This is a genomic window from Alkalihalophilus pseudofirmus OF4 (assembly GCF_000005825.2).
GTDB classification, from domain to species: domain Bacteria; phylum Bacillota; class Bacilli; order Bacillales; family Bacillaceae_D; genus Alkalihalophilus; species Alkalihalophilus pseudofirmus.
Map to the genome: position 1 here is coordinate 1,207,566 of NC_013791.2, position 26,287 is coordinate 1,233,852.

General features: G+C 41.2%; 25 protein-coding genes and 1 riboswitch. Of the genes, 23 read left to right on the forward strand and 2 right to left on the reverse strand.

Features of this window, described 5'->3' with window-relative positions; genetic code table 11:
- Positions 1-10: 10 nt before the first annotated feature.
- The 11 genes from BPOF4_RS06050 to BPOF4_RS06105 all read left to right on the forward strand — a co-directional run bounded on the left by BPOF4_RS06050 (position 11) and on the right by BPOF4_RS06105 (position 13,751).
- Positions 11-2,824, forward strand: coding sequence for a 1,4-alpha-glucan branching protein domain-containing protein (locus tag BPOF4_RS06050; protein ID WP_412675596.1), 2,814 nt, complete (start codon positions 11-13; stop codon positions 2,822-2,824).
- Between the two features lie 16 nt (positions 2,825-2,840).
- Positions 2,841-5,267, forward strand: coding sequence for a sugar phosphate nucleotidyltransferase (locus BPOF4_RS06055; protein ID WP_012958199.1), 2,427 nt, complete (start codon positions 2,841-2,843; stop codon positions 5,265-5,267).
- A complete protein-coding gene (locus tag BPOF4_RS06060) occupies positions 5,200-5,874 on the forward strand; it encodes a hypothetical protein (protein WP_012958200.1) in 675 nt (224 codons plus the stop codon). The genes BPOF4_RS06055 and BPOF4_RS06060 overlap by 68 nt, the downstream gene beginning before the upstream one ends.
- 150 nt (positions 5,875-6,024) lie before the next feature.
- Positions 6,025-6,174 carry a 50S ribosomal protein L33 gene (rpmG, locus tag BPOF4_RS06065; RefSeq protein ID WP_012958201.1) on the forward strand — a complete coding sequence of 50 codons (150 nt, stop codon included), beginning with the start codon at positions 6,025-6,027 and terminating at the stop codon, positions 6,172-6,174.
- Positions 6,175-6,410: 236 nt separating this feature from the next.
- Positions 6,411-6,971 carry a 5-formyltetrahydrofolate cyclo-ligase gene (locus tag BPOF4_RS06070; RefSeq protein WP_012958202.1) on the forward strand — a complete coding sequence of 187 codons (561 nt, stop codon included), beginning with the start codon at positions 6,411-6,413 and terminating at the stop codon, positions 6,969-6,971.
- Positions 6,971-7,756 (forward strand): DUF92 domain-containing protein, encoded by a 786-nt coding sequence (locus tag BPOF4_RS06075; RefSeq protein WP_012958203.1) that lies wholly within the window; start codon positions 6,971-6,973, stop codon positions 7,754-7,756. Before BPOF4_RS06070 ends, BPOF4_RS06075 begins: the two co-directional genes overlap by 1 nt.
- A 12-nt stretch (positions 7,757-7,768) precedes the next feature.
- Positions 7,769-8,785: a thiazole biosynthesis adenylyltransferase ThiF gene (locus BPOF4_RS06080; protein WP_012958204.1), complete on the forward strand. Its 1,017-nt coding sequence runs from the start codon at positions 7,769-7,771 to the stop codon at positions 8,783-8,785.
- 878 nt (positions 8,786-9,663) lie between these two features.
- Positions 9,664-11,052, forward strand: coding sequence for a Na+/H+ antiporter NhaC (gene nhaC, locus BPOF4_RS06090; protein WP_012958206.1), 1,389 nt, complete (start codon positions 9,664-9,666; stop codon positions 11,050-11,052).
- A 43-nt stretch (positions 11,053-11,095) separates the two neighbouring features.
- A complete protein-coding gene (locus BPOF4_RS06095) occupies positions 11,096-11,296 on the forward strand; it encodes a hypothetical protein (protein WP_012958207.1) in 201 nt (66 codons plus the stop codon).
- A gap of 148 nt (positions 11,297-11,444) precedes the next feature.
- On the forward strand, positions 11,445-12,212 hold the full coding sequence (locus BPOF4_RS06100) for an HAD family hydrolase (RefSeq protein ID WP_238446508.1): 768 nt from the start codon (positions 11,445-11,447) through the stop codon (positions 12,210-12,212).
- Complete coding sequence (locus tag BPOF4_RS06105) at positions 12,213-13,751, forward strand: rhomboid family protein (RefSeq protein WP_012958209.1); 1,539 nt, start codon at positions 12,213-12,215, stop codon at positions 13,749-13,751.
- Between the two features lie 7 nt (positions 13,752-13,758).
- On the opposite strand, the gene BPOF4_RS06110 is transcribed toward BPOF4_RS06105, so the two are convergent.
- Entirely contained in the window at positions 13,759-14,643 is an 885-nt protein-coding gene (locus BPOF4_RS06110) for a hypothetical protein (protein WP_012958210.1), read from the reverse strand.
- Between the two features lie 123 nt (positions 14,644-14,766).
- On the opposite strand from BPOF4_RS06110, the gene BPOF4_RS06115 reads away from it, so the two are divergent.
- Positions 14,767-16,230 (forward strand): spore germination protein, encoded by a 1,464-nt coding sequence (locus BPOF4_RS06115; RefSeq protein WP_012958211.1) that lies wholly within the window; start codon positions 14,767-14,769, stop codon positions 16,228-16,230.
- A gap of 65 nt (positions 16,231-16,295) precedes the next feature.
- Here the strand turns inward: BPOF4_RS06115 and BPOF4_RS06120 are convergent, their stop codons facing one another.
- The gene (locus BPOF4_RS06120; protein WP_012958212.1) at positions 16,296-16,691 is read right to left on the reverse strand and encodes a YueI family protein; all 396 of its coding nucleotides are present in this window, start codon (positions 16,689-16,691) and stop codon (positions 16,296-16,298) included.
- A gap of 217 nt (positions 16,692-16,908) precedes the next feature.
- Between BPOF4_RS06120 and BPOF4_RS06125 the strand changes: the two genes are divergently transcribed.
- From BPOF4_RS06125 to BPOF4_RS06175, 11 genes are all read left to right on the forward strand, one after another.
- Positions 16,909-17,421 (forward strand): hypothetical protein, encoded by a 513-nt coding sequence (locus BPOF4_RS06125; protein WP_012958213.1) that lies wholly within the window; start codon positions 16,909-16,911, stop codon positions 17,419-17,421.
- Between the two features lie 19 nt (positions 17,422-17,440).
- Complete coding sequence (locus BPOF4_RS06130) at positions 17,441-17,623, forward strand: YqgQ family protein (protein ID WP_012958214.1); 183 nt, start codon at positions 17,441-17,443, stop codon at positions 17,621-17,623.
- Between the two features lie 98 nt (positions 17,624-17,721).
- The gene (locus BPOF4_RS06135; RefSeq protein ID WP_049779914.1) at positions 17,722-18,651 is read left to right on the forward strand and encodes an ROK family glucokinase; all 930 of its coding nucleotides are present in this window, start codon (positions 17,722-17,724) and stop codon (positions 18,649-18,651) included.
- Between the two features lie 139 nt (positions 18,652-18,790).
- A complete protein-coding gene (gene aspA / locus BPOF4_RS06140; protein ID WP_012958216.1) occupies positions 18,791-20,206 on the forward strand; it encodes an aspartate ammonia-lyase in 1,416 nt (471 codons plus the stop codon).
- Between the two features lie 226 nt (positions 20,207-20,432).
- Positions 20,433-21,539, forward strand: a complete 1,107-nt coding sequence (locus tag BPOF4_RS06145; protein ID WP_012958217.1) for a YqgU-like beta propeller domain-containing protein — start codon at positions 20,433-20,435, stop codon at positions 21,537-21,539.
- 75 nt (positions 21,540-21,614) lie between these two features.
- Positions 21,615-21,723: riboswitch (TPP riboswitch) on the forward strand.
- A gap of 78 nt (positions 21,724-21,801) precedes the next feature.
- Positions 21,802-22,419 carry a thiamine phosphate synthase gene (gene thiE / locus BPOF4_RS06150; protein WP_012958218.1) on the forward strand — a complete coding sequence of 206 codons (618 nt, stop codon included), beginning with the start codon at positions 21,802-21,804 and terminating at the stop codon, positions 22,417-22,419.
- A 25-nt stretch (positions 22,420-22,444) separates the two neighbouring features.
- The gene (gene thiS, locus BPOF4_RS06155; protein ID WP_012958219.1) at positions 22,445-22,642 is read left to right on the forward strand and encodes a sulfur carrier protein ThiS; all 198 of its coding nucleotides are present in this window, start codon (positions 22,445-22,447) and stop codon (positions 22,640-22,642) included.
- A gap of 5 nt (positions 22,643-22,647) precedes the next feature.
- Positions 22,648-23,427: a thiazole synthase gene (locus tag BPOF4_RS06160; protein ID WP_012958220.1), complete on the forward strand. Its 780-nt coding sequence runs from the start codon at positions 22,648-22,650 to the stop codon at positions 23,425-23,427.
- Positions 23,428-23,451: 24 nt separating this feature from the next.
- On the forward strand, positions 23,452-24,564 hold the full coding sequence (gene thiO / locus BPOF4_RS06165) for a glycine oxidase ThiO (protein WP_012958221.1): 1,113 nt from the start codon (positions 23,452-23,454) through the stop codon (positions 24,562-24,564).
- Between the two features lie 59 nt (positions 24,565-24,623).
- Positions 24,624-25,427, forward strand: a complete 804-nt coding sequence (gene thiD / locus BPOF4_RS06170; protein ID WP_012958222.1) for a bifunctional hydroxymethylpyrimidine kinase/phosphomethylpyrimidine kinase — start codon at positions 24,624-24,626, stop codon at positions 25,425-25,427.
- A gap of 149 nt (positions 25,428-25,576) precedes the next feature.
- Positions 25,577-26,287 carry an ABC transporter ATP-binding protein gene (locus tag BPOF4_RS06175; protein WP_012958223.1) on the forward strand — a complete coding sequence of 237 codons (711 nt, stop codon included), beginning with the start codon at positions 25,577-25,579 and terminating at the stop codon, positions 26,285-26,287.

Sequence of the window (26,287 nt, forward strand, 5' to 3'; positions counted from 1 at the left end):
GAGGAGAGTTGTGTTGAATAATGGTTACTTTTCATTTGTTTTGCATGCCCATTTACCATACGTAAGACATGAGGAAGAAAATCGTTTAGAAGAAAGATGGTTATTTGAGGCGATGACTGAAACATACATCCCCTTACTATGGTCGATTGAGTCCGCCGAAGTAAAAGATGGGCTGACAATTTCCTTTACACCACCACTTATGGAGATGCTCGCTGATCCTCTCATGCAAGATAGGTACGTACACTATTTATTAAAAACGGAGGAGTTACTACGTAAAGAAGCAACGTATATAGAAGATCATTCATCGCTTAACCCGTCCTTTAAGTCGATCATTTCATTTTATAAAAAGAGATATCAGAAGATTCGCGAAACTTTTCTGAAATGGGACAAAAATGTGTTGAAAGCATACAAACATTTCTATGAAAAAGGATTCATTACATTAATGACATCCGCTGCTACCCATGCTTTTCTTCCTTATGTAAAAACGGAAGCTGCACTTCGTTCCCAAATAAGAGAAGGGGTTCAGGCATTTAGCCGTCATTTTGGTTTTAATCCTCGTGGCTTTTGGCTTCCTGAGTGCGCCTATGCCCCTGGGATTGACCGGGTGCTTATGGAAGAGGGCATTCGTTACACCTTTGTCGATGAGCACACTATTTTAAGTGCTGATCCAAAGCCAGAAAAAGGATCTGGTGCTCCAGTCTATTCCCCGCATGGATTAGTTTTATTCCCAAGACATACAGAGCTTTCTAGTAAAGTGTGGAGCTCTACACTAGGATATCCGGGTGACCCAGACTATCGCGAGTTTTATCGTGATATAGGTTATGAAAGAGATTGGGACTACATCGAAGACTATGTACATGAAGACGGCATACGTGTCGATACAGGGCTTAAATACTACCGAGTAACAGGTGAAACCGAACATAAGGATGCTTACAACAGAGAGTGGGCTGAAGCAAAGATTAACACTCACGCAAAGCACTATCTAAGCTCTATTAATCAATTTAGAGAACAACACGCGGATCAAGCCTATCCTCCGTATGTAATGGTCGCTCCTTTTGATGCGGAGTTATTTGGACATTGGTGGTTTGAAGGTACGGAATGGATTGGACAAGTATTGATGGGAGCGAATGAAGAGACGACGTTTATTAGTCCAGAAACGTATCTCGACCGTCACTTTCAAGACTTAGAAACGAACCATATCTCGTATGCCACCTGGGGCCGAGATGGATATGGGGACGTCTGGTTGAACCCTAAAAATGATTATATGTACAAACATCTGCACCGAATAGAGCAAGATCTAGCGGCTATTGTCGCTCTTCACAGTCAGCCGACTGAGCTTGAAAAACGAGTGATTAAGCAGATGATTCGAGAGTGGATGCTTGCTGTAAGCAGTGATTGGGCTTTTATTGTTGATGGAGATAGTGCAGTAGAATACGCGAAAGAAAGATTTCATTTACATGTTGATCGGTTTGACCGATTAAAGAATCAAATGTTCACTAAACAATTAACGGATGCTTGGGTGGAAAAGCAAGAAAGCGCATTCCCGTTTCTTTCTTCAATAGACGAGAATGTATTTCTTTCTCCTCATGATTCTTATGTTCAGACAAAGTCACAAGAAGGGACTGCGAGTGAGGAAAATAAGAAAGGCCGTACGATTTTAATGTTGAGCTGGGAATTCCCGCCAATGATGGTAGGCGGTCTATCAAGACATGTATTTGATCTTTCTCGTGCATTGGTGCAGGACGGACACACGGTTCATGTCCTAACGTCTTCTGTAAACGGCTACCCGCAGTATGAAGTCAATCAAGGAGTTCATGTGCATCGCTTAAATGGATTGCAGCCTGAAGCGGATTCTTTCTTTGATTGGGTTGGAAGCTTAAATGTAGCGATGACATTGTATGCTGAAAAGCTCAGCCGTACAGAGAAATTTGATGTGATTCATGCTCATGATTGGCTTGTTGGAGTGGCAGCGAAAGCGTTAAAAGCATCACTGGGTGTACCATTGCTCGCAACCATCCATGCAACCGAACATGGACGAAATAACGGCATTCATACCGAGCTCCAGTATGAAATTAACCAAAAAGAATGGGAGCTTACGTATGAAGCAGACCGAGTAGTCGTATGCAGCGATTATATGAAAGAAGAACTGATGACGATCTTCTCGCTTCCAGAAGAAAAATTAAGTGTGATTCCTAACGGGGTCGATCTTGATCTAGTCAGATCATTGCGAGATTCAACGGTGGAACTAGAGTCAAATGAAATGTTTACCGTTTTTTCAGTAGGACGAATGGTAAAAGAAAAAGGATTTCAGACGATTATTGATGCAGCTGAAGACCTGAAGCATAAAGGAGCTCCGATCCGCTTTGTATTAGCGGGGAAAGGTCCAATGCTAAGAGAATTTCAAGAACAGGTCCAAAGGCGTCAATTAGATCACCACGTAGTATTTCTAGGATTCATCACAGATGAAGAAAGAAATGACTGGTTTACAAAAGCTGATGCCGCTATTTTTCCAAGTCTTTACGAACCGTTTGGCATTGTGGCATTAGAAGGAATGGCCGCAGGAAAGCCGACAATTGTTTCCGATGTAGGGGGCTTATCTTCCATTGTTCAGCACGGAGAAAACGGCTTGAAGATGATTCCTGGAGATAAAGACAGCTTAGCGGCTCAAGTCATGTATTTATATAATCACCCGATTTTAAGAGAAGGGATCGCTACTCAAGGACTGCGAGATGTGAAAACAAAATTTGATTGGGGTGCAATTGCCAAACAAACAGAGAGAGAATTTGAAATGTGTTTAGCCAGTACGCTTGTAGTGGCCAATTAAAAGGAGGCGGAGTTAAGTGAAAGGTGTCATTATGGCAGGAGGAAAGGGAACGAGATTACGTCCACTAACATGTCAATTACCAAAACCAATGGTTCCACTTTTACAGAAACCGGTTATGCAGTACAGCATTGAGCTTTTAAAACAACATGGAATAACAGATATTGCTGTGACCGTGCACTATTTGCCAGACGAGATTCGCGACTATTTCGGCGACGGTCAAGAATTTGGTGTTCACTTAACGTACTTTGAAGAAACAGAACCGCTAGGAACAGCAGGCAGTGTAAAGCAGGCCGAGGCATTTCTTGATGAGCCTTTTGTGGTTGTGTCAGGAGATGCGCTAACTGACTTTGACCTTGAAGCTGGCATAAACTTTCATAAAGCAAAAGATGCTCTCGTTTCCATCTTCATGAAGCAAGTGCCTTGTCCTTTAGAGTTCGGTGTCATTATGACAAATCAACAGCATGAAATTATCCGTTTTCTTGAAAAGCCGAGTGTAAGCGAAGTATTCAGTGATACGGTTAATACAGGGATCTATGTGATGGACCCTAGTATCTTTAACTATATTGAATCTGATAAACCTGTAGACTTTAGTAAAGATGTATTCCCTAGAATTCTAGAAGATCGTGCAGGAATCTATGGTTATGCAGCTGAGGGGTATTGGTCAGATATCGGAAATCTCGAACAATACCGTCAAGCTCATATGGATCTTCTTAACCGGGATGTTAAAGCAGAAATCAGCGGCATTGAAGTTGAGCCGGGAATCTGGATGAATGAGCATGTAACGATTGAAGAAGGGGTCAAATTGGAAGCACCTGTATTTGTGGGAGCTCATTCTACGGTTCGATCAAATGCTAAGCTTGGTGCATTTTCCATTGTTGGAAAAGACTCCATTGTTTCTGAAGATGCGACGATTAAGCGCTCTGTCTTATGGGACGGGGTATATGTCGGTCAGCAAGCAGAGCTGCGCGGGGTGACAATTTGCGGCGGAGTCCAGTTGGGATCTAAATCTACCATTTATGAACAAGCGGTGCTAGGTTCTAATTGTCAGATTGAAGATGATGTGTGCATACAGCCTGGAATGAAAATTTGGCCTCATAAACGCATTCAGGCAGGATCAGTGATTTCTCAATCTGTTATTTGGAACGATCAGGATGCAACGGTTCCTGTTCTTAAATCACACCGTGCAAGCGGTATTGCTAATGTCGAAATGACCCCTGAACACGTGAGCCGTCTCGGTGCAGGATTTGCAAGTGCAATGCCTGTTGGGAGCACTTTTTTAATCTCAGGAGATGATCAATCTTTTACCCGGCTTTTAAAGCTATCTCTTGCTCAAGGCGTCCAAGCAACGGGAGTGGATGTGACAGATTTAGAAGAAGCTGCTGTTCCAAGCTTTCGGAAGATCATTTCAGCTCATCATTTTCAAGGGGGCGCACACCTTAGAGTAAGTGAAGGCAATCGCATTGTCATTGAATTATTTGACCAAGAAGGATTGCCGATAGCTACATCTATGCAAAAAGAAATTGATAAGATCGTTACATTTAATTCTTACCGCCGTGTCGCTTTTGACCGTGTTGGAGAATACGAGGTTCAATCAAATTTTGTAAAAGAGTATACAGATACATTAAAGGAAGGGATCGACTCTGTGTTAATTGAGAGTCAAGGATGGAGGGTATCTGTCCACGGCACAGATCAAGTAACAGTACAACAGTTCTCTCACGTATTACAATCAATTGGATGTGTGGTTGAAACCTCGATTGGTGATATAAATATGGGAGACATCTCAGTAGGAATGACCCTTTCAGACTCTGAAATTGGCTTTGTTCTAGGAGAAACGGGGGAATTTTTAACGGTACTAACAAGAGAAGGTCATATCGTAACAGATGAAGAGAAACTAGCTATGTTTGTCGATATGCATCTCCACTACAGTAAAAAAGGGCGTGTAGCTCTGCCATTATATGCCGGTGCATCTTTAGAAGAGTATATTAGAAGTTTTCAAAAAGAAGTGATTAGAACAAAAGCCTCAGCACGAGAGATGATGATCGCAGAAGAGAACGTACAGTTATACTGCTTTGATGCAGCCTATGCTGCCGTCCATTTAATTCAGACATTAAGCACAAGAGATGAGGAACTGCAGCAATACTTATCTTCCCTGCCTGTTGAATCAATGTTTAAACAAGAAGTCCCGTGCCAGACAGAACAAAAGGGAATGGTTATGCGTGCATTGATGGAAGCACTTAAGGAAGAAGAAGTAGAGTTAATCGAAGGGATGAAAGTTAGACATCCAGAAGGAGGTTGGACTTACATTGTTCCAGACCAGAACGAACCAATCTTTACGATCTACGCGCAAGCCGATGAACCAGAAGTGGCAAGAGTTCATGCAAATTACTACATTGAACAAATCCATGAGCTTCTCGCACGAAACACAGCCGTTCACACATCATAATCATTCGCTAAATCAGCCTAACAACAACCTCCGTTCTGAGATTGGCATTTGGAAAGAGGGGCGGACGAGCTGGCTGAGAGAAGACGTGTGGAGATTTGCGCCGCTGTATAGAAGGGCAGGAGGGATTAAATTACTTACTGCGTATCACCCTAAACTGCACCTCCATCTAACGATCATTGAACGTGACATTACAAATCGTTGCGGCTATCATAGACAGGTATTTATCCGAAATGAAGAAGCAAACAGCCAGCAAATTGTATTAGTTCTGCATCAGAAGCCTTTTCTAGGCAATACAAAACGAGCAATGAGCTTTTATGCTCCTGAATCAAAAGCGTTAGTTCACTACAGCCATCCTCACTATACGACTACGTTTGTTAAAGGGATGAAGGCAAGTGCAGTTGAATATGCTGTTGGCGGAATCCATTCAGTATGGCAAGAGGACAATGGACATACAATAGTCAGGCCTTTATGTGCCGAATCGCATGAGAGTGTAATGGCTGTAAAGTTGAATTTAAGCAGTCATGAAGAAACGAGGGTCGATCAATGGATGGATGTCAGCCGATCAATGGTGGGCAGTGAAACATTCATTAATGAATTTCTTCAATGATTTTTGTGAAAAAAAGAATTTCTTCAAAAATAAAACTAAATAATAGAGAAGAATTTCCGCTGTAAAGAAAAAACACTTGATCCCTCTCGGTAGATTTGCTATCATATTCAAGTATGAAGTAAGCTATAGCTAAGTTTGGAGGGATAACGGATGCGTGTACAAGTCACTCTTGCTTGCACTGAGACAGGCGATCGTAACTACATTACAACAAAAAACAAACGCGAAAATCCTGAGCGTATTGAACTTAAAAAATACAGCCCACGATTAAAGCGTCACACTCTTCACCGTGAGACAAAATAAGCAGCTGGATTCTTCCACTGCTTATTTTTTTGTTGCATCTTTTGTTTAAATAAAGAAAGAGATAGGCTTTCGCTTAGATGCGAAGGCCTGTTTTTAAAGATCCCATCTATTTTTATACATAAAATTTATTTAAAATGAAACATAGGGTAGAATTTATTCGTAGATAAAGTACCTTTATAAATAAAATACATGAGTGAATTGCGTAAGGTTTTTACGATATAGGGAGTGAGGGTGACATGAAATCAAAAGCTGATTATAGGCAATTGTTTAAACGAAACATGGAAGAGCTCTCAAATTCAACAGCAAAAGAAGAATCAAACAATCTTTGCGATCTTATGAAAAGACAGAGCTACTATCAGAAGGCTGAATTAATCGGTCTTTTTATTTCTAAAGGCAGAGAAGTAGATACAACTTCATTAATTGAAGCAGCTTGGTACGCGGGAAAACGGATAGCCGTACCAAAAGTAATTAAAGGGACAAGAGAGATGACTTTCTACAGCATCACTTCATTCAAAGACTTAGAACCTACTTTTTTTGGCTTATCTGAACCTAAGCCAGATCAATGTCATAAAGTAGATTCAAGTCAAATTGATCTTATGATCGTTCCTGGGTTAGGTTTTGATAAGGCTGGATACCGTATTGGTTATGGCGGCGGCTACTATGATACATATTTAAAAAGTTACGACGGGGTGACAGCTGCACTCGCATATTCTTGTCAGCTTGTTGATAAATTGCCAACAGAAGCTCATGACCAAAAAGTGGACCACCTGCTCGCACCTGATGGAGTATTGCTGTAATGGCAGGGTTATATATCGGCGTCGTTCTATTGGCAGCTGCAGCTTACTATCTTAAAAAATTAACAGTATCAGGGGCTTTGGCAGCTGTAGTGGTTGGGTGGTGCATTGCATTTGGACTAGGGTTTTATGGACTGATGGTGCTTGCTATTTTCTTTATTACTTCGAGTATGTGGAGCTCATTGTGGAGAGGGAGAAAGGCGAGTGATGTTATTGAAAAAGGGGATAGGCGAGATGCGTGGCAAGTTGCGGCGAACGGGGGAGTAGCTGCCTTAATGGCGCTTTTTTATGGATTCAACCCTTCACCCATCTGGATTTTTGCTTTTGTCTCAAGTCTTGCTGCAGCCAATGCAGATACGTGGGCTTCTGAGATTGGAACATTAAGCAGGCAGCGCCCTTTGCATATTCTCACTTGGAAGCGAGTAGAACCTGGTACATCAGGGGCGATAACAGCTTTAGGATCAGCTGCTGCCTTTGCTGGCAGCTTTCTCATATCTGTATTTGCTATCTTAGGATGGTGGAGTGCTTACCATAACAGTCATGTCCTATTAATTGCATTAACGGTTGTAGGTTTTTTAGGAAATATTATAGATACATTAGTTGGTGCATCTTTTCAAGTTCTGTATAAATGCAGGGAATGCGGCATTGAGACAGAAGCCACTGAGCATTGCGGGAGTCAAACAGAGTATATGTCAGGGCTTAAATGGCTTAATAATGATGTTGTAAATATAGCATGTACAGCTTCAGGCGCCCTTTTAGGTATAGGAGTAGCCTGGCTTTTGTTGTAAGGAGGAAAGGGAATGGAAAACACCTATGAACGTTATTCTAGACAGATGCTGTTTCAACCGATCGGTGAGAGCGGTCAGAAGAAATTAAGTGATCAAAAAGTGCTGGTGATTGGGGTCGGTGCATTAGGGACGGTTCTTAGTAACCATCTTGTTCGTGCAGGTGTCGGCATGGTTAGAATTGTAGATCGTGATTATGTTGAACAAAGCAACCTGCAAAGACAAATGCTTTTTGATGAAGAAGATGTAGCGAAGCATCTTCCAAAAGCCATTGCTGCCAAAGAAAAACTAAAACGAATTAATTCTGATGTAGAAGTTGATGCGATTGTCTGTGATGCATCGATTGAGAATATCGACTCGTTAATGGACGGGGTAGATCTTGTATTAGATGGGACAGATAATTTTAAAACGCGCTTCTTATTAAATGATGCATGCTTTAAAAAAGGAATTCCCTTTGCTTATGGAGGTGCTGTAAGTGCGCGCGGGATGTCGGCTCTATTTATTCCGGGTGAAACACCATGCCTTCGATGCTTTATTGACCACGGAGAAACACAAGGCCAGACATGTGATACGATTGGCGTGATCAGCCCAATTGTTGACATCGTAGCTTCTTATCAGGTGGTAGAAGCAATGAAATATTTAGTTGGTGATAAAAAGGCATTACGTAACACGTTACGTACCTTTGATCTTTGGGGCAACCATCAATATGATATGAAGATGACCAAAGCAAAAGAAGGCTGTCCAACATGTCAGAAAAAAGAGTATCCGGCCTTACATGCAAGTGGAGACCTTATTACAACCTTATGCGGACGTGAAACGGTACAAATCCAGCGCGAGCATAAAATAGATTTAAATGAGTGGTCAGAGAGGCTGGAACGAGTGGCAGAAGTGAAGAAGACGCCGTTTCTTCTCCGTGTCCAGTTAACTGAAGGGGAAAAGTTCGTACTCTTCCCAGATGGCCGGGTGTTAATTCAAGGAACAGAAGATATAGCCCGGGCAAAAAGCTTATACAGCAAATATATAGGCGATTAATTGCGAAAAGACAGAGGTGGTTGTGCCTCTGTCTTTTTTGTGTTTAATTGAGGGTAGGTTAAACCGATAGAATAGGCGCAGTAGGTCAATCTGAGACCTGCGGGACTAGGTCAATTTCGAATTGGCGCAATAATTATAAAAGTAGAGATATAATACAAGTATGAAGACGCAATTACACGCTGAAATGACGCAATAAAGGGAGAGTGACGCAATATATGGTCAAACAGGAGCAATTACGGCGGGTACCCGCGCAATTCTTTTTTTAATCGACGCAATAAGTCGTCCAATGGGCGCAATTTGATGAGTCCTTATCTGACTTCTTATTGCTTTCCCTAAGTTTTCGAATGCCAGAACATGCCCTTCCGCTTTTCTTCCTGTCTAGCTCCGGCTCCTTGTCCTGCGGGAAATACCGGTGCATCGAATGAAGTCAAAAAGCGATTTCATATCGCTGCCCCTCATATTTCCGCATGCCAGCCCAGTCACCTCCGCTTTTCTTATTGTCTAGCTTCATTGGCTAGGTCGTCGTCGGCTTCACTTTGCCAAACGAAGCAAAAAGCGCTTCTAATTGTCAAAGCTCCACCCTCCTTTGACCTGAACAGCCAATTCAGCTTTTCTTCCTGTCTAGCTCCGGCTCCTTGTCGTGCGGGAAATAACGGTGCATCGAATGAAGACAAAAAGCGTCTTCATATCGCTGCCCCTCATATTTCCGCATGCCAGCCCAGTCACCTCCGCTTTTCTTATATACTATTTCAAAAAAGTTGTTGACGGGTGTTGTGGTTTGGTCTACGATATGTTTATTGAACACTTAACTGCGTAAAAGCATAAAAGCGTAAAAGTACGAAAGTATTGTGATAGAAATAGAGTAGGGGAGAAGAAGGATGGAGAAAAAAGCTACCGTTGGATTTACGTTGCTATTATTAGGGGTCATGATGGCCATTATTATTACGAGTATGTTTGTGTTAAAGGTTGAACCGCATATTCCGCTAGTTGTATGTCTTCTTATTGCGGCTGTTTTTGGGCGCTATTTAAGAGTTGGTTGGAATGATCTAGAGAGTGCGATGATTGATGGATTGAAAATAGGGATCAAGCCTATTTTTATTTTGGCACTTGTTGGGATTGTCATTGCTGTATGGATGATGAGCGGAACCGTTCCTACCCTTTTATTTTATGGGTTATCCATCATTTCGCCTGAGTGGTTTGCTGTTAGTACTTTATTAATTTGCATGATTGTTTCAAGCTTTACAGGAAGCTCATTTACGACAGTTGGTACGATTGGAGTGGCCATGATGGGAATTGGTACCGCACTTGGTATTGATCCTGCTATTGCAGCTGGTGCTGTCGTTTGCGGGGCTTGTTTTGGCGATAAAATGTCTCCATTATCTGATACTACAAACTTTGCTCCAGGTATTGTCGGAGTAGACTTATTTGATCATATTCGCCACTTGCTTTGGACAACCGTTCCTAGCTTCGTCATTACGGTCATTCTTTTTCTCATGATAGGGAGAAGTCAAGCAACGAGCACGACACAAGATATCCAAGCAATGCTTACAGCGCTCGATTCTCAATTTACCCTTAGCGTCCTCACGCTTTTATCACCTCTTCTAGTTGTGATTTTAGCAATGAGACGTTTTCCGACAATACCTGTATTAGTAGTCGGGATATTGACTGGTATTATAACAGCTGCTTTTGTCCAAGGGAATGCTGATGTTGCTAGATGGTTTACTATTATCCAAAATGGTTTCTCGATGGAAACAGGGAATGAAGTCATTGACGGCATCGTTAATCGCGGTGGATTGCAGTCAATGATGTGGTCAATTTCACTTGTTATGATTGCTCTTACGCTTGGCGGGGTGATTCAACGGATAGGTGTTATTGATACACTCCTTCAATCGCTAACAAGAAAATTATCTTCACGTGGACATTTGATTGCAGCGACTGCAACATCGTCTATCGGAGTTAATGTAGTAACAGGAGAGCAGTACTTGTCAATATTATTGCCTGGGAAAACGTTTGAGTCATTTTATACAAAGCTTAACGTAGCAAAAAAGAATCTCTCAAGAACACTTGAGGATGCAGGGACATTAGTGAACCCCCTTATCCCTTGGGGAGTAAGCGGCGCTTTCTTTGCGAGTACATTAGGGGTAGATGTGATTGATTACCTACCGTTTGCTTTCTTCTTATTTTTGTCTCCATTTATGACCATTTTATTTGGCTACCTAGGAATTGGGGTAGGGAAAGAGCAGTCTCTTGCAAATAAACGTGGATAAAGCAAGTGGATTTGATGCAAAGTAAGGATAAGGAGGGATGACCATGTTTAGCCGTCTTATCTCAATTGTTAGTTTAATCTTGTCTTTTTACTTTGCTTACAAATATCGCTACCGTGTTATTAATGCAGTGCTCGGACGCCGTTGGCTGCGGAAAGTGATTATTGGTTTTGCGATGCAGATCCCGATGATCAGAGACCGTATGCTAGGATCCGTTCTGCAGTCTAATCGACCTCAAAATGTGTAACAAACAAGAAAGTCTGATGTTCACTTTAATGAAAGTTAAAGTATGGCATCAGACTTTTTCGTATATATACATACTATAAGGCTTATTAATGTCCTAACCTTTAGAGCCCTTGTTATACTATAAGGGATAGGAGGATTGTATCTTGAAAGTGAAGTGGAGTACGATATGTTTTGATTTAGATAATACGTTATATAACCATGAGTATGCTTTTAAGCGTGCGATTAAACAATGTTACTATACAAAACTTCAGCAATGGAAGATATCCGTTGATCAAGCTCCTCCATTTGAAGCATGGTTTACTACATTTAAATATTATTGCGATCATTTTTGGTCCGACCTTGAACATAAGAGGATGAGCGGGCTTGATTACAGAAGGGCTCGATATGCTGAAGCGATGAGAGAACACCACCTTCCTGTAAAAATGGAAGAAGCAGATGAATTTCATAACGAGTATTACGAGATTGTCCATCAATTTGCAAAGCCTGACCCGATGATGAGGCCATTATTAAAATGGTTGTCGGATATTGGGGTAAAGGTAGGGATTTTGACGAACGGCCCTTCTATTACCCAGCGAAATAAGATAGAAGCTCTAGGGCTTAATCAATTTGTAGAAGAACAGCATCTCCTTATTTCTAGTGAGACAGGGTTAGAAAAGCCTGACCCGCGTTTTTTTCATCTGATGGAACAGACATTTCAGATGGGGAGGCAAAGTCTTTTAAACACTGATACATTCTTATTTATAGGGGATTCATGGGAACAAGATGTAGAGGGCGCCGTGGCTGCCGGGTGGGATGCTGTATATTTGAATCAAAGAGAGATAGAGCCTTCGAGCCATGTGATGAATGTAGTTACTAATGTACATTCTTTAAGCGACTTATATGTATGGCTTCAAACATATGGGAGAGGGGGCAGGTAGATGTCTGTGTGGAAGCAGGATTTATATTTTTGGCAGCTTGTTCATCATTATGTAACAGAACGAGGCTTCCGCTTGTTATACGAAAAAAATAAAGAAGTGTGGCTGGAGGATGAGAACTCTAAGCCAAAACGGATCATTCGAATAGCGAGAAGAGATTTTGATTGGCAAAATCAATTAAGAAAAGATGTCACCGAAACAGTTAAGAGAGCAGAGCTCCTTAGAAAACAATTAAAGCAAAAGAAAATAGCTGGTGAGAATATCTATATTTCGATGTACCCTCCTGTGGATTCTTGGGATGATCTTACACGTCCTTTTTACTTGGGAAAAAAACAACAAACGATGATGAAAATGGTGATGATTCCTAGTGGCCTAGAAGAGAAGAGAAGCGTAACGAGCGGTGAGTTGTCAAAAGATCTTATCCCCGCATTCCCTATTTATGAAGATATAGACATGGCAGAAGTCATAATCGGCCGATTGAAGCGAGAGGTTAGACAACATACTAAGAAAAAAGAAGAGGAAGAGCGCTCTTTTTTCTTATACGGAAAACCAATTGCAACGTATGTGCTTTTAATCATGATTGCGGTCATGTTTTATATCGTAGAGCAAAATGGCGGAAGTACTCATGTACTGACTTTAATTGAGTTCGGAGCTAAGTATAATCCAGCTATCCTTGAAGGGGAATGGTGGAGGTTTTTTAGCTCGATGTTTCTCCATATCGGGTTTATCCACTTATTCATGAATTCTTTAGCGCTCTTTTATTTAGGCGGAGCGGTTGAAAGAATGTATGGCACGAGCCGCTTTGTTCTTATTTATTTTATTGCTGGATTAATTGGGTCGATCTCTAGTTTTGCTTTTAATGAGCAAGTAGCGGCAGGAGCTTCAGGTGCGATCTTTGGCCTCTTTGGTGCCCTTTTATACTTTGGTACAGCACAGCCTAAACTGTTTTTTAGAACGATGGGAATGAATGTCCTTGTCATTTTAGGAATTAATTTAGTTTTTGGCTTCGTGATGCCGATGATTGATAACGGTGCCCATATTGGTGGTCTTGTTGGTGGTTTTCTAGCAGCCGCGCTCGTTCAGCTGCCGAAAGAAAAAGGGCGGCCGAGGCAGATTTTTTACCTCTTAGGCACGATTATTCTTGCTCTCAGCCTTTTTTGGTTAGGTCACATAAAAGAAGACCAACAAATGTCCTCGTTGTTATCATTACAGCTTGCCCAAGAGTATATGCAGGAAGGCCGGTTTGATGAAGCCTACCCATTGATTGAGACTGTTCTAGAAGAGGAGAATGATAATCCTGAGGCTTATTTCTTGATGGCTTATTTAGAGTATGAATTCGGGCAGTATGAAAAGGCGAGAGAATCGCTCTTAAAAACCGTTGAATTAAGACCTTCTTTCCACGAGGCCCACTACAATCTAGCCCTGACTCACTCAAGGTTAGGTAATACAGAGGAAGCAATAGCCTCATTAGAAGAAGCCATTGCCCTCGCTCCGGAAGAAGAAGATTATCAAGCATTATATGATGATATAATGACTGACTAACTAATAACTATTCGGCTGCAGGAATTGATTGCATTAACTGAATAGGTGTATCGTCAGCTGTTCTAAATAAAATAAATACATGATCTGGATTTTCTTTTGGAATAACGATTAACGGCACGGTGCTGCCTATCGGGCTTACTGCTGTGCCGTTAAGGTCGATTCCTAATACATAGTTTTTATATAATCCTTCCCAAAGCCCCCCTAGAAATTTAGTTGTCTCCTCCATCGTTAAACCAGGAATAGACTCTGATTGATACGTATCTATTTTCGTAAGCGGGATCCGTCGGTATTGTGATGATGGAATTTGATAGTATTCAAACAGATCATCCCAGTCATACGTTTGCTGCTGCTCTAAAATATAGTCAAGTATACGTTTACTCTCTTTATCCTCAGCTGTTTCTGGAATCTTAAAAGCATGAAGCGGACTTAGCGGCGAGTCAATCACATAAAGCTGATCAAAGCTGATAGCTTGGGCGCTTCTAAATTCGTTATTCGGTCTTCTAAGCTCAGCATGATGGAATGTGATCACTTCATAGTGGCCGCTATCCTCTGCTGATACTTCTTTTTGCTGTGCTAAAAGCTCCGTATTTTCTTCCCACTTAGACATCGTATCTTTTAAAACCCCATCTTCAAATAAAAGAGAAACATCTTGTCTAATTGCCGCTTCTTCATTAAGTACGGACAACGTATCCCATCTTAGCTTATATTCATCTTCATCCGTCGACTGCAGAAATTCTAAGTTTGAGCTTGCTTCGGTATAGGTTGCATTAGGATCGATCGGAAAGGTTATTAACGTTTCACGCAGGTAATTTGGCTTTCCGTAAATAGATAAAAATAAGCCGACGACAAGAGCTGCCGCACATACTGTTAGTAAGATCGTTCGTTTTCTCATAATAAGCCCCTCCATTTGGACAAACGGTTGCCTCATGTATATGAAGGTACTTATGCAATTATGAGCTAGATGCATGGTATGACCAACATTTGCAAATAATGAGGAGACATTGGAGGTGGGTATATGGGTGATACAGAAGTAAAACATCGAGTTTCAAATGAGTATACGAAAAATATAACTTTTTTGAAAAAAGAACTAGCAGTAGACGATAGTTTTGACATTATCTACTTGGAGCTTGAACACGCCGGCAGGCAGATGGGACTCTTTTTAGTTGATGGCTTTGCAAAAGATTCAGCTTTAACGCAAATTCAGCGTGAGCTATCAATGACCACAGAAAGCATGCTTGATGAAAAGCCGCTCGATAAATTAATAAAAAGCCGAATTCCTTACGTGGAGATCGAAACGACTGATGATTTAGATAATGTAGTAGACCAAGTACTAGCAGGACCAGCAGCATTAGTAGTTGAAGGATGCGACTACGTTATCTTGCTCGATACAAGAGAGTATCCTGTACGTGGACCTGAAGAACCGGATACAGAGCAAGTCATACGAGGCTCGAAAGATGGATTTGTCGAAACGCTCGTTATGAATGCGGCACTAATCAGAAGACGTATTCGCGATCGAACAATGCGGGTTGAATATGTGCAGGTAGGAAGACGCTCAAAAACGGATTTAGCGATTACCTATATAGCGGATATTGCTGATGACAAGTATGTAAAAGAAATTAAATCAGCATTAGAGAAAATTGATACCGACGGACTGCCGATGGGAGACAAAACAATTGAGGAGTTTATTTTTGGGCATCATTATAACCCTTATCCCCTTGTGCGTTATACCGAGCGCCCGGATGTAGCTGCCACCCATCTTTTTGAGGGGCATATTATTATCATGGTGGACGGCTCTCCTAGTGTGATGATCAGTCCGACAACATTCTGGCATCATATGCAGCATGCAGAGGAGTACAGACAGAAGCCTTTGATTGGTCTCGGCTTGCGTTTAGTACGTTTCATTGCTGTCTGGGCTTCGATTTTCCTGCTTCCTCTATGGTACTTGCTTGCGACAAATGACAATTTCGGACCTCAAGCGCTCACGTACATTGGTTCAGAGGAAGTTGGCAGCGTTCCATTATTTGCTCAATTTTTGATCGCGGAAATAGGAATTGAAATGTTGAGGATGGCTGCCATACATACCCCTAATGCCTTAGCTACAGCACTAGGGTTAGTGTCTGCACTTTTAATAGGGGAAGTGGCAATCAATGTAGGATTATTTTCACCAGAAGTCGTTCTTTATCTAGCGGTTGCAGCTGTAGGTTCATTTGCGACCCCTAGTTATGAAATGGGTCTTGCTAACCGATTCATCAGAGTAGCACTATTAATAAGTGCAGCTGCCTTCCACTTAGGGGGCTATATAGTTGGGATTACATTATGGATCCTGCTCCTTGTCCGTACAAAAGTGCTTGATATGCCTTATCTATGGCCGTTTATCCCATTTAACGTAAGAGCGATGCGCGATGTTTTATTTAGAGCGCCCATGCCGCTTAAAAATAGACGACCGGTTTCTCTGCATCCACAAGACCCCGATCGGTAAAAGGAATCAGAAAAAAATCTCAGGAAAAAGCCTCAGTCTGTCAAATAACAAGACTGAGGCTTTTTTTATAGTTCGTTCATATCTTGCTTGTACCAGTCATCCTCGATGACAAAAGACGTTTTGCTGATGGCAGTTGCAGCATCAGCAAGAACAAGTCCAAATGGTGTTTCTGATGTTGGAGTCACAATTGTAAAAGGGACTGATTGTTGATTTGCTTCTTTAATGTAATTGGAATAAATGCTATAAGATAAATTTCCATTTAAGAAAAGTTTGAGGTTTTGTTTCGTTTTCATCAGCTGAATGACTTCCCCGTATGTACCAGCTTTCATCACTTGGCTTTTTGTTAGGGCAATATGAATTCTTTCAGCGAAATTGGAGAGAAATAATGCTTTCTCTTCAGGTTTTAATTCAGGTGTTCCGTAAATAGCGTGATCGAGTACTTCCTTCATTTTTTTGTCCATGATGGATCCCTCTTTCCTAGTTCTGACTTCCCTTTTGATGATTTCTTGTCCTTAATTTGGACAATGGACATATCATAGCATAGAGAGGTTTACTACGTATACGAAATAAGCTTGACGTAGGTTTCATTTTTCCATGCTTAGGATCATGAAATACCTTAATAAGCATTTTACATGCAGTTAACATACATTCCTTAAATAAACGAGGGGAGAGATTGGAATGTGGTTTGGAATAATGATGTTATTTTTTGTCTTTGCTTTAGGGTTCACGCTAGGCGGCCTTTTAAGTACACCTAAACAGCCGCCGCAGCTAATGCACGTTATTTTATTTAGTTTTGTCTTTGGCGTATTAACTTATTTAGGCATGTTAAGCGGAATGTTTGTCACAAGCTGGTTTGCTTTTGGCTTTATTGAGATCATTATAGTTATCCTAACTTTCCTTTTCATTATTGCCTCTGTCACAAATTTTCATCCTACATTCGGTTTCTTTGGACACGGAAGACCGATTGTGCTTATCTTATTATCTTCGTTGTTTTTTGTGATGGGTTTTGAATGGGGAATTGTAGAACTTAGAACTTTTTTTACAGTAAGTGCGGCAATCTTATTTTTTTGTGCCATATGTCTCGGATTGTTTATTCAGCAGCAAATTCAAGCGTTGTTATGGCGTTATTCCTACATTGTTTACTTACCGCTCATTTGGCTTCTTTTCGTAACCATCATAAAGCTGTTATAATGAGTCCGAGGTGAGCGTCATGAACACATTATTTGACGTGATGCAGCTGCTTAAAAAATATGGAATTTTTATTTATACGGGAGAGCGGGCTGTTGACTTAGAGTTGATGGAAGAAGAAGTTCGCGAACTGTATGAAATGAAAATGATTGAAGCAGAAACATTCCAAAAGGCATTGCTGCTTATTAGACGTGAAAAAACTTAAGCATGAAAAAACAGAATAGTAAAGGTGGAGTATAACGATTGAGTACAACGACGAAAAAATGGTATGTAGGTGTTGACCTAGGCGGGACAACAATTAAGATGGCGTTCATTACTTCATACGGTGAAATTGTATCAAAATGGGAAATCCCAACAAATACCGAGGATGGCGGAATTCATATCACGATGGATATTGCAAAATCCATTGATCATAAATTGAACGAGCTAAACCAAGAAAAAGAACATTTAGCAGCGATCGGCATGGGGGCCCCTGGCTTTATTGAAATGGAAACAGGATTTATCTATCAAGCTGTTAACATTGGGTGGAAAGACTTCCCTCTTAAAGACCGGCTTGAAGTGGAAACAGGCCTTCCTGTGACAGTTGATAATGATGCAAATATCGCAGCATTAGGAGAGATGTGGCGCGGTGCTGGTGATGGTGCCAAAAATCTTCTTTGCGTTACGCTTGGAACAGGTGTTGGTGGCGGTATTATCGCTAATGGACAAATCCTTCACGGTGCTAGCGGGATGGCTGGAGAGATCGGCCATATTACATCTGTTACAAAGGGTGGTGCTCCGTGTAATTGCGGGAAAACAGGCTGCTTAGAAACGATTGCTTCTGCAACAGGTATTGCCCGGCTTGCTACTGAGGCAGTTGCCGTATCAAATGAACCTAGTTTATTAAAGGAACAGTTTGATACATTAGGTTCTTTAACTTCAAAAGATGTATTTGAAGCACTTGCTAAAGGCGATCATTTAGCAGAACGAGTATTGGATGAAACGGCTTCTTATCTTGGCGTAGCAATCGCGAACCTTTCAAATGCACTAAATCCAGAGAAAATTGTCATTGGCGGCGGAGTATCAAAAGCTGGCGATGCATTACTTGAGCCACTAAGAACCTATTTTAATCAGTATGCATTAGAACGTGTGGCGAGCAGTGCCGAGTTTAAAATTGCGACTTTAGGTAATGATGCAGGTGTAATCGGCGGTGCTTGGCTGGCTAAACAAAAGCTGAATCAGACACATTATTAAGAGCTGCTACATACTATAAAATAGGACAACTCATATACATGACCACCGTTTTGTTGGTCATGCTAAGACTAATAAGACTACAGTATAATTATATAAAAAATAAAAAGATATGAACGGACAGAGAGGACGAATAACAACAATGACTGACTATCGAACGGAACGCGATTTATTAGGTGAAAAAGAAGTGCCAAAGGATGCTTATTACGGTATTCAAACGATGAGGGCACGTGAGAACTTTCCTATTACAGGATATCCTCCACACCCTGAATTAATTCGCGCTTTTGGTTATGTGAAAAAAGCTGCCGCTATGGCCAATCGTGATGTTGGAGTGCTGCAAACAAATATTGCCGATGCGATCATTACTGCAGCTGAAGATGTCATTGAAGGGAAATTAAATGATCAATTTATCGTCGATTCGATTCAAGGCGGTGCCGGTACTTCATTCAATATGAATGCAAACGAAGTCATTGCTAATCGTGCGATTGAAATTTTAGGCGGGGAAAAAGGCGAGTATATGAAAGTAAGTCCAAACACACATGTGAATATGGCGCAATCGACAAACGATGCTTTCCCAACGGCTATTCACATTGCAAGCTTAAACTTAGCTAAAGGGCTTACGGATTCATTAAATGAGTTAATCGAAGCGATGCATGAAAAAGAGAAAGAATTTGATGACGTCTTAAAAATGGGTCGAACTCATCTGCAAGACGCGGTGCCTATTCGCTTGGGGCAGGAATTTGGTGCTTATAGACGAGTTCTTACAAGAGACCTAGGCCGCTTAACTCGCTCAGTCGAGCACCTGTATGAAATTAATTTAGGAGCAACTGCTGTAGGAACGGGACTTAATGCAAAAGTTGAATACATTGATAAAGTTTCTAAGTATTTAGCTGATATTACAGATCACCCATTTGAAACTGCAGAAGATTTAGTTGATGCGACTCAGAACACCGATGCGTATACAGAATTATCTAGTGCGATGAAAATTATGGCGATTAACTTATCAAAGATTGCAAATGACCTTCGCCTAATGAGCTCTGGACCGCGGACAGGCTTGAATGAAATTAATTTGCCGCCAAGACAGCCAGGTTCATCTATTATGCCTGGTAAAGTGAATCCGGTGATGTGTGAAGTAATGAACCAGGTGTCATTCCAAGTGATAGGAAACGATCAAACAATCAGCCTTGCTTCAGAAGCAGGTCAGCTTGAGCTAAATGTAATGGAGCCGGTTCTTGTATTCAACCTTCTACAATCGCTGTCTATTTTACAAAATGGAATGAAAGTATTCCGTGAATATGCGATTGAAGGAATTACAGCAAACATTGAGCATTGTCGTGAGATGGTTGAGCGCAGTGTAGGGATTATTACAGCGATTAATCCGCATGTAGGATATGAAGTGGCGACACGTATTGCAAAAGAAGCTATTCAAACGGATCGTCCTGTTCGTGAAATTTGTCTGGAAAGAGGCATTTTAACAGAAGAAGAACTAAATGAAATTCTCGATCCTAAAGAAATGACGAATCCAGGAATTGCAGGAGCAAGGTTTATTTACGGCTAAATCTAAAAAACACATTATCCCCTTTTTAGGTGGTAATGTGTTTTTTTACTTCGTTAATGTGAAACTTTTTACTTGAATAAACGTCTAATTAAGTAGAGGTAAAATTTAATTGGATAGAAAATGAAAAAAATTCCTACATAAATCACAAAATAATGCTCTAAGATTATTGTTGTTCCATCAATCCCATGCGATAATGTGAAAATACTAGAAAGAAAGGAGGGGGAATATGCGGCGTTTGATTATTATTTTGTTGTTTGTAGTTCTTTTGGCTGGTTGTTCCCGTGAAAGTCAGCCCCTGCCCGAATCCACTGTTAATTTAACACCAAAGCCCGCTGCGTCCTCCTCTTATTTTCAGAGTGATACGATAAAACCCATCCAAGAATCAAACGGCATAGCAATGATTAGTGAGTGGTTTGATGAAGATACAATTCTATATGTTGAGGAGAAAGACCAATTATCTACCCTGAAAAAATATCATCTTTATTCTGGCCTTGAGGAACCTTTTTTTGAGACAGAAGAGTGGATTACGGAGGTGGAAGGCAACGAGGACCTTACGTTATTTTCAATTGTTACGTATGATGAATTTGACCAATCCTCAATGTATGTGATTGATGCAGAAGGAAATAGACAGCTAGAGCTTCAACACTTTGGGGATAGTTATACAGTATATTGGAATCCTTACAAGCCTAGTGAGATGATGCTCATTACGTATTTGCCTGATTGGAATTTTGACGTGTTTCATGTCAATGTCGATGAACAGACAGTGACCGCAATAGAAATCCCGCAAACGTATTTCCAATGGGTAAATGAAACCCAAATTGCCTACTTAAATTGGGACGCTGCAGAACCTAATTATGAGGCACCGCTTGTTTTATATGATCTAGGTACAGGTGAGGCTGAAGAAATGGATAAGCCGCTTATTACATTTATGTCTTATAGTGATCACACTCAGCTCGAGGTTTCAGTTGACTCCATGTATGAACTGTATACAACGTATACATTTAAATCAGAAGGTGCAGAAGAAATAAGCGAACTTGAGATGCCGATTTTAAATACGTATTCTGATTTGTGGTGGATTCCCTTTCATATGTACGACTCGGATGAAGGGGACTTTTATTATTTACGACCAAAGTACAGCGGAGACTATTTCAGCTACGAAGATGGCTACAATTTATTGAAATACAATCCAAGAACGAATGCTGAGGTAAGCATTACCGAGCTTGATGATCATTTGCCAATTAAGCTCTCCCCAAATGGAGGGAAAATGCTGATTGGTAATCGGCTCGAGGAAGTGATGGAGCTTAAAAATAAGGAGAAGGTGACCCTATTTTAAGAAAGCTCCCGTTAAATCATTGCAATTTTTATGCACTCTGTCATAATAGGGGTGTAATCAACTAAATAAAAAGCTGTAGAAGGCTAGGGGTGCCCGCTTAAGCAGGCTGAGAAAAAGGTAGTTTCCTTTTACCCTTGTACCTGATCTGGTTCGTACCAGCGTAGGGAAGTCGACTGCAAATGAGTGAATCATATGTAGCCGTGTCCCATGCGTTTTTGGGATACGGCTTTTTATATGCTGAAATCATATAGGGGTGAATAGAATGAAAGATTTTAAACTATACGCGATTACCGGAGAAGAATTTCATCAGGGACGTGACTTAATTGAAGTAATGGAAGAAGCTATTTTAGGCGGAGTCGATATTATTCAATTAAGAGATAAAAAAAGTAAAAAAATTGATGTGCTTAAAAAAGCTCAAGCATTACGTGAATTAACAAAGAAACACGATGTAACATTTATCGTAAATGACCATATAGATGTAGCGCTTGCTGTAGATGCAGACGGTATTCATGTAGGACAAGACGATCTTCCCCTGGCTGAAGCGAGAAAAGTGATGGGTCCAGACAAAATCATTGGTATTTCTACGCATAAAATCGAAGAAGCCCGTGCGGCTGAAGCAGGTGGAGCAGACTATATTGGAGTCGGTCCAATTTTTGAAACAAAGAGTAAAGAAGATGTCGTAGATCCTGTGACAACCCAATACATTCAACAAGTGGCCAATGAAATCAAAATTCCGTTTGTAGCAATCGGCGGGATCAAGCTGCACAATGTCGATCAAGTATTAGCTGCAGGTGCCACGCGTGTCTGTATGATCAGTGAGATTGTCGGAGCGGAAGACGTGAAGGGAACATGCGAAAAATTCATTAAAATCCTAAAGTAATCTTACTTAGGGGGGAGGCAGACTGATGGAACTAATCATAAATGGTGAGAAAGAGAATGTTCAGGCGGTAACACTGCTTGATGTAGTCACTCATTATCAATTAGAAAAACACCTTGTCGTGACGGAAGTGGATGGAGAAATTATTGACCGGGACAACTGGCCTGTAACGAAGGTAGAAGAAGGTATGAAGATTGAATTAGTGCATTTTGTTGGGGGAGGATGATGACAATGAAATCATCAAAATTAGTCATAGCTGGTAAAGAATTATCGTCAAGATTTTTTCTTGGGACGGGGCGTTATCCCAATCCATTTGTTCAAAATGAAGCAATCCGAGTATCAGAAGCGGAAGTATTAACATTTGCGATTCGCCGTGTGAATTTAGATGCTCCGAGTGAGGATGCGATCCTGCAGCATCTAGATCAAGATTCATTTACTTATCTTCCTAACACATCAGGAGCTAGTAATGCCGAAGAAGCAATCCGCATTGCAAGACTTGCGAAGGCATCAGGAATCAGCAACTGGATCAAAGTGGAAATTAGTGCAGATGAAAAAACATTGCTTCCTGATCCTATCGAAACACTAAAAGCGACAGAAACGTTGGCAAATGAGGGTTTTGTTGTACTTCCTTATACATCAGATGATCCCATTTTATGCCGTAAATTAGAAGAGGCTGGGGCAGCTGCAGTTATGCCTGGAGGTGCGCCGATTGGTACAGGGCTTGGTGTATTAAATCCGTACAATATTGGCTTAATAGCAGAAGATTCTAACGTGCCGATAATTGTAGATGCTGGCTTAGGATCTGCAAAAGATATCGTTGAAGTAATGGAGCTTGGGGTTGATGGTGTCTTAATGAATACGCCCGTAGCAAAAGCGAAGGATCCTGTAAAGATGGCTCATGCAATGAAGCTTGCGATTGAGGCAGGACGTGCATCATATGAAGCAGGCAGAATTCCAAAGAAGAAGTACGCAACAGCAAGCAGCGGGTATGCGTCCCTTATATCGCGATAAAAACAAAAGAGGATGTGAAGATCAATGACTCATCGTGTGATCGTCCTCGGAGGCGGTGTGATCGGACTTGCTTCGGCATTAGAACTTTCTAGGAAAGGTCATGACGTGACTGTTCTTGAGAAAGTGCGCTGCGGAGGACAAGCGTCTGGTGCGGCAGCTGGGATGCTTGCTCCTTACTCTGAAATAGGGGAAGACCCTGATGATTTTTTTAGATTATGTCTTGCTAGTTTAAGAGAATATCCAGTTTGGCAAGAAGAAGTCAAAAAGATCAGCGGACACGATTTTGAATATACAAACAGCGGAAGTCTTCATGCTGTGTACCATGAAGCGGATCTATTAGCACTTAAAACAAGGCAGTCTTGGCAAAGGGAATGGGGGGCAGAGGCGGAGCTTGTTGATGCGACTCGGATAAAGAAGCTTGAACCTCATCTTTCTGACTCTATTATAGGAGCGATGCATTATCCGGAAGAAAGCCATGTTTTTGCTCCGGATTATGTACGAGCTCTTGAAGAAGCATGCCGGAAAAATGGTGTAACGATTGCTGAGGAACTTGAAGCAGTTGAGGTTCACAGCTGGAAGGAAGATATTGATTTAGTATCAAAAAACGGTCAGAGGTTTCAGGCTGAACGACTCGTTATCGCCTCAGGTGCTTGGTCAAAGGAACTCGAAGAAACGTTCTCCTTAAATCTCCCTGTTTATCCGATACGCGGACAAATTTGCGCTTATGAACTAGGAGATAAACAAGTGAATCATATTGTTTATACGAGCCAAGGGTATTTGGTTCCTAAGGCAAATGGGACGCTTGTAAACGGGGCTTCTGAAGATATTGCAGGTTTTATGACGGATGTTACAGTTAGTGGAATAGCCCGTTTAACGAATTGGAACAAAAATATCTTTCCTTTCTTAACAGATCTCAAGCCGTTTCATACATGGGCTGGATTAAGACCAGCAACGCAGGATGGCTACCCTTTTATCGGTAAACATCCGAATGCAAAGCATATTATTTTTGCAACAGGGCATTATCGTAATGGAATTCTTCTTAGTCCTATTACCGCTAAAATAGTGGCTGCATTGCTTAGCGATGAAAAGACGCCTGTTCCAATCGAAACGTTTGCACCGAATCGTTTTACATATTAATTGATGAATGAGACAAATGTAATAACTGAAACTTAAGGTAAGAAAGAAGGAGAATAGTTATGACGATGGCAAAAGTTTTAACCATAGCAGGCTCAGATTCCGGGGGGGGAGCTGGAATTCAAGCAGACCTAAAAACGTTTCAAGAACTTGATACGTTTGGAATGAGTGCAATCACTGCCCTGACAGCTCAGAACACTTTAGGTGTGCATGGTGTGTTTCCTCAATCACTTGAAGCAATTGAAGCGCAAATTGATGCTGTTCTCTCTGATATCGGAGTAGACGCTGTTAAAACGGGCATGTTATTTTCTGCAGAAATCATTACGCTTGTGGCAAAAAAATGCAAACAGTATCATGTCCAAAATATTGTCGTCGACCCGGTTATGGTTGCTAAAGGCGGAGCGGTGCTGCTTCAGGATGCAGCAACTGAAGCATTAATTAAAGAACTGCTGCCGATCGCTGCAGTTATCACACCAAATCTTCCGGAAGCGGCTAAGCTTCTTCGTACAAAAGAGATGGAGACACTTGAGGAAATGGAGAAGGCAGCAAAAGAATTGCACAAACTTGGACCAAGATATGTGGTCTTAAAGGGCGGTCACCTAAAAAGTGGACCGGCAGTGGATCTTTTATTTGACGGAGAGGAACTTCATTACTTGGAGACAGAGCGGATTGAGACGAAGCATACTCACGGTACCGGCTGTACGTATGCGGCTGCAATTGCTGCGGAACTGGCAAAAGGAAGTTCAATTAAAGATTCAGTTCAAACGGCGAAGCTTTTCATTACAGAAGCCATCCGTCATTCTCTTTCTATTGGGGAAGGCATTGGGCCAACGAATCATCATGCCTATAAGAATTCTCTGTTATGATAAGATATAGTTAAAGTGAAAACTTGTTTAAGTCTATTCATATGATCTAATCATTTGGGTAGACTTTTTGTTTTATTTGTCCATCCTGTATAATATAAACATCCCAGTTCGAAATACGATCAAAATCGTCGAGGAAACCGAGGTGAGTTATGGAGATTATTAAGTGGAGCAATGTAAGCAGTGAACGGCTCAATAAAATTTCATTTACTGTACTGGAAAATCAAATTGTTACATTAATCGGGCCATCTGGAGCGGGTAAAAGCAGTCTCTTGTATTTGATGAACCGTTTAGATGATAAGAGGTCAGGTTCAATTACATTTAAAGAAAAAGAGATTGAAAGCTACCCTATTGTTGAGCTAAGGCAGCAGATCGGAATGGTGTTTCAATCACCTGCATTATTTGATGGGACAGTTTCAGAAAATGTATCTTATGGGCCGAATCTTCATAATAGAGATTGGTCTGATGAAAAAACCATTAAGCTTTTAGAATCCGTTCACCTTTCTCCTGAATTCTTACATAAACCTATAGATGAATTATCAGGCGGAGAGCAGCAGCGTGTTGCTTTCCTGAGAACGCTAGCAAACGAGCCTGAGATTCTATTGCTGGATGAAGTGACAAGCGCACTCGATTTACGCAATGTGGAATTAATTGAAGATTTCATCCGGACATTACAGAAGAGAGGCAAGACCATTTTCATGGTGACACATGATGTCGAACAGGCAGAGCGCCTAGGAGATCAAACCTTTTATTTGGAAAAAGGCGAACTGATTGAAACCGGTGAATCTAAGGAGTTTTTTAGGTCTCCACAAACAGAGCGTGCAAGAAGATTTTTGTATCGTGACGGGGAAGGGGACGAATAA

Coding starts and splice junctions, on each gene's coding strand:
- BPOF4_RS06060 (WP_012958200.1), top strand. CDS start 5,200: ATGCAAATTACTACATTGAACAAATCCATGAGCTTCTCGCACGAAACA.
- rpmG (WP_012958201.1), top strand. CDS start 6,025: ATGCGTGTACAAGTCACTCTTGCTTGCACTGAGACAGGCGATCGTAAC.
- BPOF4_RS06070 (WP_012958202.1), top strand. CDS start 6,411: ATGAAATCAAAAGCTGATTATAGGCAATTGTTTAAACGAAACATGGAA.
- BPOF4_RS06075 (WP_012958203.1), top strand. CDS start 6,971: ATGGCAGGGTTATATATCGGCGTCGTTCTATTGGCAGCTGCAGCTTAC.
- BPOF4_RS06080 (WP_012958204.1), top strand. CDS start 7,769: ATGGAAAACACCTATGAACGTTATTCTAGACAGATGCTGTTTCAACCG.
- nhaC (WP_012958206.1), top strand. CDS start 9,664: ATGGAGAAAAAAGCTACCGTTGGATTTACGTTGCTATTATTAGGGGTC.
- BPOF4_RS06095 (WP_012958207.1), top strand. CDS start 11,096: ATGTTTAGCCGTCTTATCTCAATTGTTAGTTTAATCTTGTCTTTTTAC.
- BPOF4_RS06105 (WP_012958209.1), top strand. CDS start 12,213: ATGTCTGTGTGGAAGCAGGATTTATATTTTTGGCAGCTTGTTCATCAT.
- BPOF4_RS06110 (WP_012958210.1), bottom strand. CDS start 14,643: ATGAGAAAACGAACGATCTTACTAACAGTATGTGCGGCAGCTCTTGTC.
- BPOF4_RS06115 (WP_012958211.1), top strand. CDS start 14,767: ATGGGTGATACAGAAGTAAAACATCGAGTTTCAAATGAGTATACGAAA.
- BPOF4_RS06120 (WP_012958212.1), bottom strand. CDS start 16,691: ATGGACAAAAAAATGAAGGAAGTACTCGATCACGCTATTTACGGAACA.
- BPOF4_RS06125 (WP_012958213.1), top strand. CDS start 16,909: ATGTGGTTTGGAATAATGATGTTATTTTTTGTCTTTGCTTTAGGGTTC.
- BPOF4_RS06130 (WP_012958214.1), top strand. CDS start 17,441: ATGAACACATTATTTGACGTGATGCAGCTGCTTAAAAAATATGGAATT.
- BPOF4_RS06135 (WP_049779914.1), top strand. CDS start 17,722: ATGGCGTTCATTACTTCATACGGTGAAATTGTATCAAAATGGGAAATC.
- aspA (WP_012958216.1), top strand. CDS start 18,791: ATGACTGACTATCGAACGGAACGCGATTTATTAGGTGAAAAAGAAGTG.
- BPOF4_RS06145 (WP_012958217.1), top strand. CDS start 20,433: ATGCGGCGTTTGATTATTATTTTGTTGTTTGTAGTTCTTTTGGCTGGT.
- thiE (WP_012958218.1), top strand. CDS start 21,802: ATGAAAGATTTTAAACTATACGCGATTACCGGAGAAGAATTTCATCAG.
- thiS (WP_012958219.1), top strand. CDS start 22,445: ATGGAACTAATCATAAATGGTGAGAAAGAGAATGTTCAGGCGGTAACA.
- BPOF4_RS06160 (WP_012958220.1), top strand. CDS start 22,648: ATGAAATCATCAAAATTAGTCATAGCTGGTAAAGAATTATCGTCAAGA.
- thiO (WP_012958221.1), top strand. CDS start 23,452: ATGACTCATCGTGTGATCGTCCTCGGAGGCGGTGTGATCGGACTTGCT.
- thiD (WP_012958222.1), top strand. CDS start 24,624: ATGACGATGGCAAAAGTTTTAACCATAGCAGGCTCAGATTCCGGGGGG.
- BPOF4_RS06175 (WP_012958223.1), top strand. CDS start 25,577: ATGGAGATTATTAAGTGGAGCAATGTAAGCAGTGAACGGCTCAATAAA.